At 61.5% G+C, this 13715-nt stretch carries 17 protein-coding genes; 9 read left to right on the plus strand and 8 right to left on the minus strand.

Annotated features, from left to right (window positions below; genetic code table 11):
• Positions 1-94: 94 nt before the first annotated feature.
• The 5 genes from J2R76_RS14255 to J2R76_RS14275 form a co-directional block, all read right to left on the minus strand.
• Complete coding sequence (locus J2R76_RS14255) at positions 95-1096, minus strand: transporter (RefSeq protein WP_307720407.1); 1002 nt, start codon at positions 1094-1096, stop codon at positions 95-97.
• 205 nt (positions 1097-1301) lie between these two features.
• Positions 1302-2735, minus strand: coding sequence for a DUF1254 domain-containing protein (locus J2R76_RS14260; RefSeq protein WP_076833068.1), 1434 nt, complete (start codon positions 2733-2735; stop codon positions 1302-1304).
• 91 nt (positions 2736-2826) lie between these two features.
• Positions 2827-3168 carry an HdeA/HdeB family chaperone gene (locus J2R76_RS14265; protein ID WP_057015680.1) on the minus strand — a complete coding sequence of 114 codons (342 nt, stop codon included), beginning with the start codon at positions 3166-3168 and terminating at the stop codon, positions 2827-2829.
• Positions 3169-3274: 106 nt separating this feature from the next.
• Positions 3275-3943, minus strand: a complete 669-nt coding sequence (locus tag J2R76_RS14270; RefSeq protein WP_225163358.1) for a hypothetical protein — start codon at positions 3941-3943, stop codon at positions 3275-3277.
• A 106-nt stretch (positions 3944-4049) separates the two neighbouring features.
• Positions 4050-4436 (minus strand): helix-turn-helix domain-containing protein, encoded by a 387-nt coding sequence (locus J2R76_RS14275; RefSeq protein ID WP_076833065.1) that lies wholly within the window; start codon positions 4434-4436, stop codon positions 4050-4052.
• Between the two features lie 217 nt (positions 4437-4653).
• Here J2R76_RS14275 and J2R76_RS14280 point away from each other — a divergent pair, with 217 nt between their 5' ends.
• Together J2R76_RS14280 and J2R76_RS14285 are read left to right on the plus strand one after the other, a co-directional pair.
• Positions 4654-5706 carry an AraC family transcriptional regulator gene (locus tag J2R76_RS14280; RefSeq protein ID WP_057015681.1) on the plus strand — a complete coding sequence of 351 codons (1053 nt, stop codon included), beginning with the start codon at positions 4654-4656 and terminating at the stop codon, positions 5704-5706.
• Positions 5707-5768: 62 nt separating this feature from the next.
• Positions 5769-6635, plus strand: coding sequence for a hypothetical protein (locus J2R76_RS14285; RefSeq protein WP_375166568.1), 867 nt, complete (start codon positions 5769-5771; stop codon positions 6633-6635).
• A gap of 247 nt (positions 6636-6882) precedes the next feature.
• On the opposite strand, the gene J2R76_RS14290 is transcribed toward J2R76_RS14285, so the two are convergent.
• Positions 6883-7191, minus strand: a complete 309-nt coding sequence (locus tag J2R76_RS14290) for a hypothetical protein (protein WP_253624109.1) — start codon at positions 7189-7191, stop codon at positions 6883-6885.
• A gap of 196 nt (positions 7192-7387) precedes the next feature.
• On the opposite strand from J2R76_RS14290, the gene J2R76_RS14295 reads away from it, so the two are divergent.
• Together J2R76_RS14295 and J2R76_RS14300 are read left to right on the plus strand one after the other, a co-directional pair.
• Positions 7388-7834 carry a hypothetical protein gene (locus tag J2R76_RS14295; RefSeq protein ID WP_076833062.1) on the plus strand — a complete coding sequence of 149 codons (447 nt, stop codon included), beginning with the start codon at positions 7388-7390 and terminating at the stop codon, positions 7832-7834.
• Positions 7835-7946: 112 nt separating this feature from the next.
• Entirely contained in the window at positions 7947-8234 is a 288-nt protein-coding gene (locus tag J2R76_RS14300; protein ID WP_244558960.1) for a hypothetical protein, read from the plus strand.
• 78 nt (positions 8235-8312) lie between these two features.
• Here J2R76_RS14300 and cax read toward each other — a convergent pair whose 3' ends face one another.
• Positions 8313-9416 (minus strand): calcium/proton exchanger, encoded by a 1104-nt coding sequence (cax, locus tag J2R76_RS14305; protein WP_076833060.1) that lies wholly within the window; start codon positions 9414-9416, stop codon positions 8313-8315.
• A 229-nt stretch (positions 9417-9645) separates the two neighbouring features.
• On the opposite strand from cax, the gene J2R76_RS14310 reads away from it, so the two are divergent.
• Complete coding sequence (locus J2R76_RS14310; protein WP_057015685.1) at positions 9646-10152, plus strand: Spy/CpxP family protein refolding chaperone; 507 nt, start codon at positions 9646-9648, stop codon at positions 10150-10152.
• Between the two features lie 98 nt (positions 10153-10250).
• Here J2R76_RS14310 and J2R76_RS14315 read toward each other — a convergent pair whose 3' ends face one another.
• Positions 10251-10658 carry a GFA family protein gene (locus J2R76_RS14315; RefSeq protein ID WP_076833057.1) on the minus strand — a complete coding sequence of 136 codons (408 nt, stop codon included), beginning with the start codon at positions 10656-10658 and terminating at the stop codon, positions 10251-10253.
• Positions 10659-10907: 249 nt separating this feature from the next.
• Between J2R76_RS14315 and J2R76_RS14320 the strand changes: the two genes are divergently transcribed.
• From J2R76_RS14320 to J2R76_RS14335, 4 genes are all read left to right on the plus strand, one after another.
• On the plus strand, positions 10908-11861 hold the full coding sequence (locus J2R76_RS14320) for a metallophosphoesterase (protein WP_057015687.1): 954 nt from the start codon (positions 10908-10910) through the stop codon (positions 11859-11861).
• A gap of 12 nt (positions 11862-11873) precedes the next feature.
• Positions 11874-12197, plus strand: a complete 324-nt coding sequence (locus tag J2R76_RS14325; protein WP_028338682.1) for a cupredoxin family copper-binding protein — start codon at positions 11874-11876, stop codon at positions 12195-12197.
• Between the two features lie 94 nt (positions 12198-12291).
• On the plus strand, positions 12292-12849 hold the full coding sequence (locus J2R76_RS14330; protein WP_018270594.1) for a sigma-70 family RNA polymerase sigma factor: 558 nt from the start codon (positions 12292-12294) through the stop codon (positions 12847-12849).
• On the plus strand, positions 12846-13616 hold the full coding sequence (locus tag J2R76_RS14335; protein WP_057015688.1) for an anti-sigma factor: 771 nt from the start codon (positions 12846-12848) through the stop codon (positions 13614-13616). Before J2R76_RS14330 ends, J2R76_RS14335 begins: the two co-directional genes overlap by 4 nt.
• Positions 13617-13715 lie beyond the last annotated feature (99 nt).

Here is a 13715-nt window from a genome sequence, read left to right on the forward strand (position 1 = left end):
CTAATTGCCGGGCGGCGTCCGAACGGCGGGCATCGACACGGTTGCGGCCCATAGTGGCGTGATCTCGGCACAATTGAAGGCGCCAGCAGCGCTGCTATTTTGTCACGACCCGTCGGGTCGGCGTCACGGTGCTGGTCGGCGCCATCGGAGAGATCGAGAACGTCAACCAGGTATTCCAGCCGGCCGGGCGATTCTCTGCTGCAAATTCTCCATACCCTTTGAGATTCAGATAACCCTGCATGTCGCCTACGGGAAACAGGAAGCCGATCTGCGGACCAACGCCAAGCACGCGGGACCGGAAGCCTCCCAGGACAGGGTGCTGGCCGAAATCGTCGGTGACCTGCTGATAGGCATATCCAACCAGGCCAACGAAAACCTGCTTTGACAGGAATTGGGAGGCGCCCCAATCCAGATGGAAGTCGACCCCGCTCTGGTACTGGGTATCCGGATTCTTGAAATTGTAGGTGAAGCCCGCGACCGCGGAAAATTCGTGGCCCGCCTGCTGGTTGAAGTAGGTGTAGCCGCCGCCGGCATCGATGGCCGCGTGACCGATGCCGAGATTGGCAAGGCTGCTCGGGCTGTATGCTCCGACCGGGATGTCTCCCGTTACATAGCTCATGAAATTGTGCACCCCGGCGTTCCACTTCAGCGTCGCCTGCGGGTAGAGGTCGCCGACCGATGTGATCGAATCGCCGAAGCTGCCGGTGCGGGTTGTCGCCAGCGGACCGACGGCCGCCGTCAGCGTCCCCGCAAGATCCGCGCTCGACCGTCCGAACAGCCCGGTCACGCCGATGGCAAGTTGGCCACCCAGCACCGGCGTTGCGAACGTATAAGTGGGATTGAGAAGGATGAGATCCGCCTGCGCGTTGAGATGCAGGTTTAGGTTGACGTTAGCCGCGGCGGGGATTCTGCCGACCTGGATCTCCCTGGCGGCCGCGGCATTGCCGAATGCACTTACGCTGGTGTGATAGTAGACCTCCGCCATCGACCAGCCAGGGACCTGCGGGGTCGCAGCGAGGCTGCCGAAGCGGCCGGGAAGCCAGTATGAGACGCCGGCCTCGTCGGCACGCGCGGTCTCAGACGAAACTGACGCCATGACCAGTATCATGGCGATGCCGACATCCCTGAGTGTCTTGCCTCGCCCGTTTGGTCGCCGCCTCATCGAAAGACCGCGAAGCCGCATGTCACGCCCCCTTTGGTGCGGTGCGACCTGTACGGCTCGCTCAAGCGCACGATTCGCCCCAAAATTGTAGCACATTGATTCATGCCGGCCCGGTTGGAGCCGGCATGAATCCAGTTTCTCAGGCCCCGATCTTCTTGGCGGCCGGAATCGTCCAAGTGCCGTTGATGATCGAGGGGTCGGTTTCCTGCGGCCAATACATCCGCAGCATGAGTATGAAATCTCCCTCGGGCGCAGGAAGCCAGTTCGATTCCTTGTCTTTGCCGGGCGAGTCTTTCTGAATATAGAGATCGGTCGAGCCGTCCGGATTTTCCTTCAGATTTTCCCGCGCGCTGATCGAATATCGGTTGAGCGGATTGTTCACAAAGAAGTAGCTGCTGTCGTACATGGTGAGCGACCAGAATCCCTCGACCGGAGGCAAGTGGCCTTTGGGAAACCGCATGACGTATTTGTTCGCACCATTGTACTTGCGGCCATCCGCATCCTTTTGCGAGGTCGGATAGACGGCATCCTGCGGGCGGTTGGCGCCGAGTCCGATCGCGGTTACCAGGGCCCGCATCGGGTAGTCCGTCCCGTAGATGCCGGTTTTCGTCGTGAACGCAAAGCCGTTCTCATCCGTGATGGCCTTGTTGACCTTGAACTGAAGCATGATCCTGTCGAATGACACCTCGGGCACACGCTTCAGGAAGTCCGCCTTCAGCTTGGTCTCGTCAAAGTCCCGCCCGGGTACGATGCCGATGCGGGCAAATTTGGCGAGCTGGGCCGCGTCTGCCGCGTTCGGCGGGTTGCTTTTCATGAGCGCGCATAGCAGCTTGAAATACGACACCGCGTCCATGCGATTGACCTGTTCGCGGACGGCCGTCTTCATGTCGATCGAAGGATCGACCTTTCCTGGAGGCGGTGTGTACGGCTTGCCGTAAGCACTGAGCGGAACGAGCTTGCACTCATCCTGCAGCTTGTGGACGGCGGCGTAGTCCTCCGGCGTTCCGGTGCAATAGATGCGGCCGAGCAGCCACACGATATTGGTGGGCGATTTGTACTCCTTCACGCCGTCCGGCAGCGTGCCCTTCCAGCCGGGCCCGGTGATGGCATAGGTTTGTGCACCGGTGCCGGTGGTGCGCTTTCCCGGCACCTGGAACACCGTCGTCCAGCCATCAAGCATGGGCATCAGGAAATAGCGCCCCTTCATGTCCGGGATGCTGAGGACCCACGGCTCTTTGCCGACGTCGAAGAAGGACGTGGTGTAGAGCGTGTCCGCGTTGGGCGCAGTGACGTCACGGAACGACGCGTCCGGATATTGACGCAGCTTGATGATATGGCCCATCGGCCCCCGCGTGCCCACGGGCTCCGCGACGTTGGTGATGATCCTCCGCGTCATCTCCATCGTCACCAACGGATAGCCGAATATGTAGGCGTCGCTCGCGAGCCAGAAGTCCTCCAAGCCCTGACCGACACCCAGGAAAGCTCCCTCCTCGGCGACGGCTGGTCGACCTATCGCCGCTCCGGTGAGCAGACCCATTCCGCCGAGCGCAAGATTGCGACGCGTGATCTCCATTGTTCTCTCCTTTGCAAATCGAATGGTCTTCAAACAATCGTCAGGCTGCTCCGACTGTCGGCCTGCCGTAAAAGGTGTCCGATCCCGCGGGTCAGGGCTGCATCCTGATCCCGAGCGCCGCTCTCATATCCTTGAAGACCGCCGCGATCGCTTCGATGATGAGTTGATCAGGATGCGCCTTGCAATGTTGGATTACTTCGTGCTCGGCCTCGCGGGACTTCTTGATGTCGAGGTAGTGCTTGCGCGCAAGCCCGTTGTACCAACCGCTGTACCAGGCAGTGAGAAGGTCGGCGTCTCCCTGCCATGTTCCGGCGAGTTGCGCGCAGGTCAGCTTCTGAACGTCCAGATAGCCTTCGGCGTTGGCGTAGGCGCTGAGGTCTGTCTGCGCGTGCGCCGACTGAATGCCGGCGACGATCAGCGATGCTGCGATCATAGCGGTTCGTCTCATGATGCTCTCCTGTGAGCTCGCGTGCCCGGCTTAGATCGCGGCCGATCTTCCACCTGTCGGCCCAGCGGCTTCGACGCGACGGTCGCGTTGCTCAGTAACAAGGCGGATAAGGATAGTATCCGCATCGGGGGGCGTAGTACGGATAGGCTGCCGCAGCTCCAAGCGCGGCCGCACCCGCGACTGCAGCGCCGCGGTAGTAAGCACCTCGCCAGGCGGTGCGGCGGGCAACGCCGGCAAAAGACAGCGGCGTGAATGGACGACCGATGATGTCGATAAAGATCGACGCCGGTCCATCAGCCCCCGCAAGGTCGCCTTCGAGCATATCGACATCGAAAGTCAGCCTGTCGCCTTCGAGCTTGGGCGATTTCAAGACGACGACGGCGTCCGCTACCGATGATCCGTCTTTCCTGAACCCGGACACCGTGGCGTTTGGAGGGTCCTTTGCGAAATTGTCACTGCCATTGCCCCAATCCTCGACAATGCGCGATGTGAGATCATGACCGGCTGCCCTCACGGGCCGATCGGCGAACACGATCGCATTCGGTGAAACCCCCGTCAGCACAAGCTTCCCGTCCTTCAAGCTCGCACCGCGCGAGTTGAGGACGAAGAGCGATGGCACGACTTCCGGCTTTGCCTGACCTATCGACTTCTCGAGCGGTACGTGTGGTTTGTTCTCGGGTGCAGTTTGGGAAAGCACCTTATGGGGAGCGGCAATCAATCCGGCGACGCAAAATACCAACAGAGCTGAGCGAAGGGTCATGTTTGTTATTCCTTTGGGGAGCGCTATCTCGGCAATCAGCTTCGCTAAGCATTTCGCGCCAATTCAAATCGCGCGTCTTGCCATTTCGCGCCAATGATCGGAATTGTCATGGCCCAGCGGTGTGGGATCTCTTGCGATGGCCCGCTTGGCCCTGCCGATCGGCAAGTTGCCGCTGCCTGTAAACGATAGGTTGGATTTTCATCAAACGGACGAACCTGCGGCTGAAGCTGCTGGCGTTGCTGTAGCCGACGAATTTCGCGATTTCCGACAGTCGCTTGCTTGAGTCTACGAGCAAGCGGCAAGCGATGTTCAAGCGAACCTCCGCGAGTATGTCGCTGTGGCTGGTGCCCAGGCGACCAAGGTGTCGCTGCAACGTGCGCGAGCTGATCTTGAGGGCGCGAGCGGTGCTATCAAGAGTTGCGTCACCGTGTCGCAGCGACGCGACAATGACTGCGCGGACCGCCTGGGCTGAAGGCAATCGGACAGCTCTCATCGGTTGGTTTGAGGCGTGAAGCCCGTGCTCCTGCAAGAAAAACGACGCTTCAAGATAAAGCAGCTTCGTCCACCGATCTGGCCATCGGCCGCCAAAACTTTCGCGAACCGGAATTCGTCGAACGCGTCGTCGCAGCTGGTTTCGCGATAAAGACAACGCAAGACGAGTTCCGGCCTGCTAAGCTGCGATCGCGGCAAAACTTCTTGGGTAGGTAGTAATGACCGTCATTCCATTGACCCGTTGTCAATTTCTGATCCCGTTCGCTGAGCTCCATTCTGAAATAGGCGGCCCGACGGCAGCACTTCTCGCCAGATTTCAACTCCCGACGTCCTTTGAAGAAAAAGCGGATCATTACGTGCCTTTGCTGCCGGCGGTTCGGTTCGCGACGGCCGCTCAGCAAAAGCAGGGCCTATCGGAAATCGCCTTTCGCGCAGCCCAGCGGCTCTCGTTCGAACATTTGAGCGAAGCCATGCGGGCGCGGGTGCGCCATGCGCCAACGCTTCTGGTTGCCCTGCAGCAAATTTGCCGGTGGGCGCCGTGCGAAGATACGATCCTCCAGCTATGGCTCGAGCCAAGCGGCGAGAGCTTGAAGATTTGCAGCAAGCTTACTGGAACGGAGGGCATTTCCCATCTTGAGATATCCCAGTGGCTTCAGAACATATTCGTCCTGCACATCGTCCGTCAGTTCGCCGGGATCAGTTGGTCTCCGAGAGTGATTGCGTTTGAAGCACTCTATACGCCGAGCCCGGAGGTCCAGTCGCATTGGCCGAACACGCGCTTCATGTCGGGTCAAAAGGCGTCATGGATCGAAGTGCCGGCAGAACTCCTCAGTCTTGCAAATCCCGCAAACGACGTTCGGCCGACGCCCGCCGATCACGAGCCGCAGTCATTCGGAAAGGACGTCGTCAGCGCACTGAAGCTAAGCTTGCCCTCCTACCTTGATCAAGGAGGCCTCACGATCATGCAGGCCGCCGAGATGATGGGCGTGAGCACCAGGAGTCTGCAGCGGAGGCTTTCGCTCGCTGGTCTGACATATTCGGGTCTGCTTGAGCAGGCTCGCTTCAACAATGCGGCCAAGCTTCTGGGCAGCACAGAAATCAAGATCATCGACGTTGCATTCTCGTCGGGCTATGCCGACCCTGCCCACTTCACGCGGGCTTTCCGCCGGATTTCCGGCTGCACCCCACGGGAGTTTCGGCAAAGGTCGAGCAACGGACAAGCCACGATCGATCGGCCTGCCTCCCGATCCAATGGCAATCGCCGCGCCTAGGCAAGGTTCTCGCCTTGAACGCGCCGCCACGTAACAACGCGGGGCTCCTGGCTCCCGGATCGATCTTGAGCGCGGCATTGTGCGCGCTGCTTATTGCCGTCCCGGTTGCGCAGGCCTTTGCCGCAAACGATGATGGCCTTGCCAATGCTTCGGTGCCGACGATCTATCTCGACCTCAGGACGATCTACGCACAGGTTCCGGCAGGATCGCTCGCGTTCGGCTTTGGCCATCCGACGCTGTTCAATACGCAGACGCTTGCGACATCAGGCGGCGCGGTATTTCCGGTCGGCCTGCCAGCAGCGAAATCTCTCAATATGGATTTTCCGCTGATGGTCGATGTCACCGAGAGCGCCTCGCTTTATGCCGGCGTCTCCGGTAGTTCGACGAGCTTTGGAAGCGCCGGCTTTTCGTCCTTTCAAATCACAAGCTGGAACATCGGCTTCCAGGCCGACCTTTACGAGCAGAACGGTGGAACCTTTCCTACCGTGACGCTGCAGTCGACTATCACAAAGTCGATTCCCGATGGTCCACTGAGCACAACCTCCTTCAACAACATTCTCGAATTTGACTATGCGCTCGATTCCGATGAGACCAGAGGCTTCCTCGGCGGTTTCCAATACACGCGAACCGACGTCGACGGTGCGCTGGGAAGGATCAACCCGAACACGATTGCCTATGTCGGCGGCTACTATCAATGGCCGAACAATTGGAAATTTACCGGCCGCGTGGGCGTGCAATCCTTCGAGGGCGCGCAGCTTCTGAACCTCGCATCCATTCAGCCCTTTGCGCAACCGATCGTGCGGATCGATCTCGACCGCGTGGACGATAATGACAACCGACTGTTTGGCGTCACAGCCGAAATCATGTGGGTGCCGAAACCGGCCTATCAACTGACGTTCAGAACGCCTCTGTATGCCGTCAAGAACTAGCCGACGCCCCGGCGCCCGAGCAAGCCAGCACCGAGACCATCCGACGAGGGTGCGAGCGACCCGCCCACGGCCGTACTCCGACGACAGGTAGTTCTGCCCAGGTCACTTTGTCCTCTGCGGCCATCACCGGGTCGGCCATCGCCCCGTCGGGATGCTGCGCCAATCGGTGCAGTGACACGGCCAAACAGTCATGGCGTCAGCCGTTACCTCAAAAACCGAAGCGCGCTCGCGGCAACCAATCGTCCGGCTATTGTTGATCGTCGATCGGTTTGACCGAGTAGGCCGGCGCGCGCACCGGCTGGATCGTCAGCCGATAGGCGATCAGGTTGGTGCCATCGAATGCCTCGAGCAAGTAGTCGCAAACGGGACAGTGATACTCACCTTTGGCGCCAGGTTCGGACCATAGCTCCAACCGCCGGAAACCTGCGCCACAGCACGCGCACGTCACATCCGCTTTCCGCACGTTGATCCTCTTGGCTGCGTTCTGCAGGACGTAAAAGCACCAGGTGAACTCGGCAAAGAAACGACGGCTGTCGCCTGACTGAGGCGAAAGCAAATGTCATGGAACTCACGTTCGCATTCCAGGCAAGATGCTTCGGCAGCAAAGTACAGATTGTGCCTGGGGTTGATGACAGCTGCCTGACCCTTTTCGAACGCGCGCCCTGCTGCATTCCGTTGATCTACGTCAATCTCGCGAGGCGAAATTGTCGCAGTGTCGCCGTTCGCAAATTGTCCCATAGGGAGGACACGCCATGCTTCGTTGCATCCTCGCCGCTCTGGCGGCTCTGGTTCTCGTCGCTGTCTGCCTGATTCCTGATGACGCCTATGCCCGTCGCGGAGGAGGCGGCGGCTTCCGCGGCGGCGGAGGCGGCTTTCACGGCGGCGGGATGCGTGGCGGTGGCATGCATGTAGGCGGCGGAAGAGTTCACGGTGGAGGATATCGCGTTGCCGGCCGTCCAGGTGGCCGACCGATTGCAGGGCGTCCGGGCTATCCCGGTCGACCGATTGCAGGGCGCCCTGGCCGCCCGGTCGCCGGCTATCCCGGCTACGGCAGAGGCTACTATCGGCCGGGCTGGGGTTATGGTGCTGCCGCCGTCGGCGCTGCAGCCGCAGCCGGCGCGTATGGCGCCTATGGCTACTACGGCAACCAAAGCTGCTACTACAATGAATACGGGCAAATGGTCTGCCCGCAGTATTGATCCGGCTGAGCTGCAATGGATGGACGTGCGGTTGCACCGCACCGGCTCGCTGTCGAGCTTCGGTCAGGCATCGGCATGTCCATGTTGAATGGATCGATCGCAAAGAGACGCCATGATCGCCATCGTGGCGGTCCCTTGCATTTTGCTTTTCCAAGGAGACGGCTCGATGGAGTACGACGCCTTCACCGACGCGAGCCTTAAGATGATGTACGAGGCTGTTCGCGGCGCGCTCGAAGCCGACGATGAGTTTGAGGCAAACGGTGAAGATCCAAAATTCCGGGTCCGGTCGACGGCCGAATGGAAGCGGCATGCCAGCAATCTTGAGGCCGAGATTCTGAAACGGGGGCTCCAGATCGACATCATCGACTGGACGCGCGGTCAGAGCGAGCTACCGCTCTAAAGCCATCAGGGGTCCGCGTGAACGCGACGAAGAACACGCGCCCTCGTCCGGATTGGTGCCGGCAACGCTCGCCGTTGATCAAACCGGGCCGTGCGATCCAGGTGGCACCATGTACAGGGTCATGGCGAAAATCACATAGATGAGCACGAGCAAGGCGCCGATAAACCATGCCGACCGTCCGCTGTTGGTGATGAAGCAGGACGTCACGGAGGCGATCATGACCATCGTCACGGCGCCCGGCCAGAACTGCAAATCCATCGGCTTCGGACCGACGACGTAGCTCAGAAGCACCAGTGCCGGCGCGACAAACAAGGCGATTTGAGACGCGCTGCCGAGCGCGATGCTGACGCTCATATCGAGACGGTTCTTGCGCGCCGCAGAAAACGCGACCGCCATTTCTGCCGCGGCGCCGACCAGCGCGACGATGATGAAACCGACGAACGCCGGGCTCAATCCCAGCGTCTCGCCCGCTTTCTGCACCGAGCTGACGAATATTTCGCTGACCAGCGCAACCAGCACCGTGACGACGAGAAGGGTGCCTAACGCAAGTCCGATCGGCCAGCCGGCGCCGCCGGTTTCGCCATGCTCCTCGCTTGCGAACAGCTCCTTGTGTGTCTTGAGCGAGAACAGCAAGCCGAGCCCATAGGCGCATATCAGTAGCACAGCGAGGCCCGTACTGAGAGCCAGCGCCATGGCCTCGCCGCGCGCCGGATCGAGGTCGGCGACAGCCGAGGGCGCAAGCAGCGCAATCGTCGCCATCAGTAGCAGCGCTGCATACATCCTCCCGCCGGCCCGGTTATATTCCTGAACGTGATGGCGGAGCCCCCCGAGCAGGAACGATGCGCCGAGCATGAAGAGTGAATTGGTGACGATGGCACCAGCGATCGATGCCTTCACCAGCATGTATTCGCCGGCATGCAGCGCAGCGATCGCGATAATCAGCTCGGTCAGATTGCCCAGGGTTGCGTTGAGCAAGCCTCCGATTGCGTCGCCCGTTTTCTCCGCGACGCTTTCCGTCGCGTGGCTGAGAAGGGCAGCCAACGGCACGATGGCCAGCACGGCGAGCACAAACAGTGCTGTGTGGGCGGACGGAGCTGCCGTCTCGACCACCAGCACAATCGGCACGAAGACAAGCATCCAGAATAATGGATTGTGACGAATTTCCTTGAGCAGAAGGTGCATGGGACCGCCCGGTCGGTGGGAGTTGGACAGCAATTTCTGAACACCATGGACCGCCCGCGCTTAATCTAGCTCAACCCGCAAACAGCCGACGTCGCTCGGTATTTTGCGAACGGTCAGAAGAGCGTTCCTGCCTCCGGCTCCCTGCCCCTTTGACCTAGATCAACCGGCAGCCGATCCGGCTATGTTTTCCTTCTCGGGACGTCCAAGAAAAGCAGCTCAGGAGTTTGCAATGACGAGGAACGCAGCCGCCGCAGCGATTGCACTTTTGATGACAACCTCGTCTCTCGCCATCGCAGCAGAGACATCCCCGACTGTCGGCGTTGCGCCACCCAGCGCCGCCGACCTGAAGAGCCTGACCGACATGCGCGTCGGCATCGTCAAGGCCGCCTTGCAGCTGACTCCGGATCAGGAGAAGTACTGGCCGGCCATCGAGGATGCGATCCGCACCAGAGCGAAAAATCGGCAGGCTCGGTTGGAGCGCATTGCCGAATTGCACGAAAACGGACCGATGGACGGAATGCATGAAGGCAATCCGGTCGAATTCATGCAGCGCAGGGCGGATCGGCTGATTCAGCGCGGGACCGACCTCAAGAAGCTCGCCGATGCCTGGGAGCCGCTCTACAAGACATTGAGCGATGATCAGAAGAGAAGGATGGCGTTCGTGTCGTTCGCTGTCATGCGTAGCGTGCGAAATGCAATCGAGCAGCGCGGCGGTCCGGAAGACGAGGACGAGTAAAGCCAAACGGGCGCAGGCGTCTACGTTGCGGGGCGATTCCATGTCGCGGCGCGCATCGCCTCTTCGCCAGAGGCCGCGCCGCGTTCATCAACCGGCGGTCATTCCGGCGGCGGAAAGCGGTCGAAGGTCGGCAGCTCATGCGCATCCTCCATCCAGCGCAGCCGCTCCGCGACCTGGATATGCATCGTGGCCGGCACCGCGTCGGGATCGTCATAGGTGCCGCTCTGGATGTCGATGAACCCGGGCAGCATGTTGCCATTGGTATAGAAAAGTCCGCTGCCGCAGTTCGCGCAGAAGTGCCGCCGGCCATGCTCCGAGGATCGGTAGATCCTGGGCTGCCCCTTGGTCACCTTGACCATGTCCTCGGCAACCATGATCCAGCCAACCATCGGCGCGCCGGCGTGGCGCCGGCAATCGGTGCAGTGGCACAAAGCATGGACGACCGGTTCGCCGGTCACCTCGTAACGGATCTCGCCGCAGTGACAGCCGCCGGTGACGTCAGCCATGTTTTCCTCCGCTTGATCAGTGGTTTGCCGGATCGATAACGCTGCGAGAAGCAATGCTTCAATTGCGTATCTTGCCCTTGCGTCGAGCTGTCGCGCGGTCCCCTGCGCCTGCCGATCATGCGGGCCGGCGTCGCACCTCACGAAATCGTCATCCCTGCCCTCGGCCCCGCCGAGGCCTCGGGAATAAAGCCCCAGCCCCGCCGATCACCTCCCCGGAAACCCAATCCCTGGGCCCACGGGAGACTTGCCATGAGCGGACACGATCACGACCATCGCGATGAGGAAAAAGGCGTCAGCCGACGCAAGGTGCTGGAATGCATGACCTGGGCCGGCACCGGCGTGCTGTGGACCGTCACCGGCGGCGTGCCGCATTCGCTCGGCATCGTCGGCTCGGCCGCGGCTGCGGAAGCTGCGCCCGGCATGACCTTCATGCAGATCAGCGACAGTCATGTCGGCTTCGACAAGCCGGCCAACCCGAACGCCATCGGCACGCTGGAAGAGGCCATCAACAAGGTCCGGGCGATGCAGGTCAAGCCGTCCTTCATGATCCACACCGGCGACATCACGCATCTGTCGAAGGCATCCGAATTCGATGACGCCGATCGCATCATCTCGCAGGCCAAGCTCGACGTGCACTACGTGCCGGGCGAGCACGATTTCATCGACGAGGAGGTCAAGCTCTACAAGGAGCGCTACGGCCGCGGCACCAAGGGTCCGGGCTACTATTCGTTCGATGCCGGCGGCGTGCATTTCATCGGCCTCGTCAACGTCGTCGACCTCAAGGGCGGCGGCCTCGGCAATCTCGGCAACGAGCAGCTCGAATGGCTGGAGAACGACCTCAAGGGCCGCTCGAAGTCGACGCCGATCGTGCTGTTCGCCCACATCCCGCTGTGGACGGTCTATCCGCAATGGGGCTGGGGCACCGAGGACGGCGCCCGTGCGCTGGAATACGTCAAGGGCTTCGGCTCGGTCACAGTGCTTAACGGCCACATCCACCAGGTGATGCAGAAGGTCGAGGGCAACGTCACCTTCCACACCGCGCGTTCGACCGCCTTCCCGCAGCCGGCGCCGGGCTCCGCCCCCTCGCCCGGCCCGATGAAGGTGGAGGATGCCAAGCTGCGCAGCATGCTCGGCGTCGCCAGCATCAACTTCAAGCAGAACAGCCAGCCGCTGGCGATCATCGACACGCCGCTGCAAGGCTGAGGGACAAGACCGATGAGTTCGATCAATCGACGCGACTTCGGGATCGCCGTGGTCGCGACCATGCTGCTGCCGGTCACGGCGGCCCGCGCCGAAGATACCGCGGTTCACATCGACAACTTCTCGTTCACCCCGCCCCAGCTTGACGTGAAGGTCGGCACGACCGTGACCTGGACCAACCGCGACGACATCCCGCACACCGTGGTGTGCGCGGGCAAATTCCGCTCCAAGACCATGGATACCGACGGCACCTTCTCGTTCACCTTCACGGAGCCCGGCGAGTACAAGTATTTCTGCTCGCTGCATCCGCACATGACAGGCAGTGTCAAGGTTGGGTAACGTGACAACTCATACAATCACAACCATGCCCGGCCGGTGGCCCTCCGCCCCCGGCCGGGCACGAGCCGTCTCTCGACATGCCGGACAGGACACGATGGTTGTCAACGCGTCGCAAGACGATCCCGAAAAGGCGCGGCGCTTCCGCGAGGCCGCGCTGCCGTACCTTGACGACGCCTATACGCTGGCCCGCTATCTGCTGCGCGATGCCGCCGACGCCGAGGATGCGGTGCAGGAATGCTATCTGCGCGCCTACAAGCATTTCGACAGCTACCGCGGACCTGCGATGAAGCCGTGGCTGTTCGCCATCCTGCGCAATGTCTGCCGTGCCGAATATGCAAGGCGCAAGACCGCCCCGACCGCGGTCGAGGAGTTGCCCGAAGGCGGCGAGCAGACCCCGTTATGGAATGAAGCCCCGGAGACCCCGGAAAAGCAGCTGCTGCGCCGCTTCGACGGCGAAACCGTGCGCAAGCTGGTCGCGGCGCTTGCCGAGCCGTTCCGCGAGACCTTCGTTCTCAGGGAAATCCAGAATCTTTCATACCGCGAGATCGCCGATGTCGCCGCCGTGCCGGTCGGCACCGTGATGTCCCGCCTCGCGCGTGCCCGCGCCATGCTGCGATCGGCCTGGCTTGCGGAACAGGAGCAAGCGAAATGACCTGCGAGGAAGCCGAAGTGCTGATCCACGCGCTGATCGACGGCGAACTCGACGCCGGCCATGCGCGCGAAGTGGAAGTCCATGTCGAGGGGTGCGCGCATTGTGCCGCGCTCATGAAGGAGTATCAGGAGATCCGCCAGGCGATCGCCGAGAGCGATTTGCGCTACAAGGCGCCGCTCGAGCTGCGCCGCAAGATCGAGAAGTCACTGCCGCAACCGCAAGCGCAGGCGGCGCCGACCCGGCGCTCGGTGCTGCGCGGCTTCGCGCTGGGCTCCGCGGTGTCGGCGATGGCAGCGACCGGCCTTGTCGCGATCGTGCTGCGCAACGATGATGAGCAGCGCATCGAGAACGAGGTGGTGTCGGCGCATCTGCGTTCGCTGCAGGCCGGCCACCTCACCGACGTGATCTCGACGGATCAGCATACGGTCAAGCCCTGGTTCAACGGCAAGCTCGACGTCTCGCCGCCAGTGATCGATCTCACCGCGCAGGGCTTCACGCTGATCGGCGGCCGGCTCGACTACGTCAACGCCCGCGAGATCGGCGCCGTGGTCTACAAGCGGCGCCAGCACGTCATCAACCTGTTCGTGGCGCAGACCGCGAACACCGAACGCAAGGCGGCGAAGATCTCGACACTGCAGGGCTTCAACATCCGCCGCTGGAGCGACCGCGGCCTGAACTACTGGGCGGTCAGCGATCTCGGCGCCGACGAGCTGAGCGAGTTCGGCGACAAGTTCGAGGGCGCAATGCGCGCCAACAAGGAGGGGTGAAATCTTGTAGCCCGGATGGAGCGAAGCGCAATCCGGGAACGGTCTTGCCGGTTGTGAGAATCCCGGATTTCGCTTCGCTCCATCCGGGCTACATCGTGA

Origin of the sequence: Bradyrhizobium sp. USDA 4532 (assembly GCF_024171315.1) — a bacterium.
GTDB lineage: Bacteria > Pseudomonadota > Alphaproteobacteria > Rhizobiales > Xanthobacteraceae > Bradyrhizobium > Bradyrhizobium australafricanum.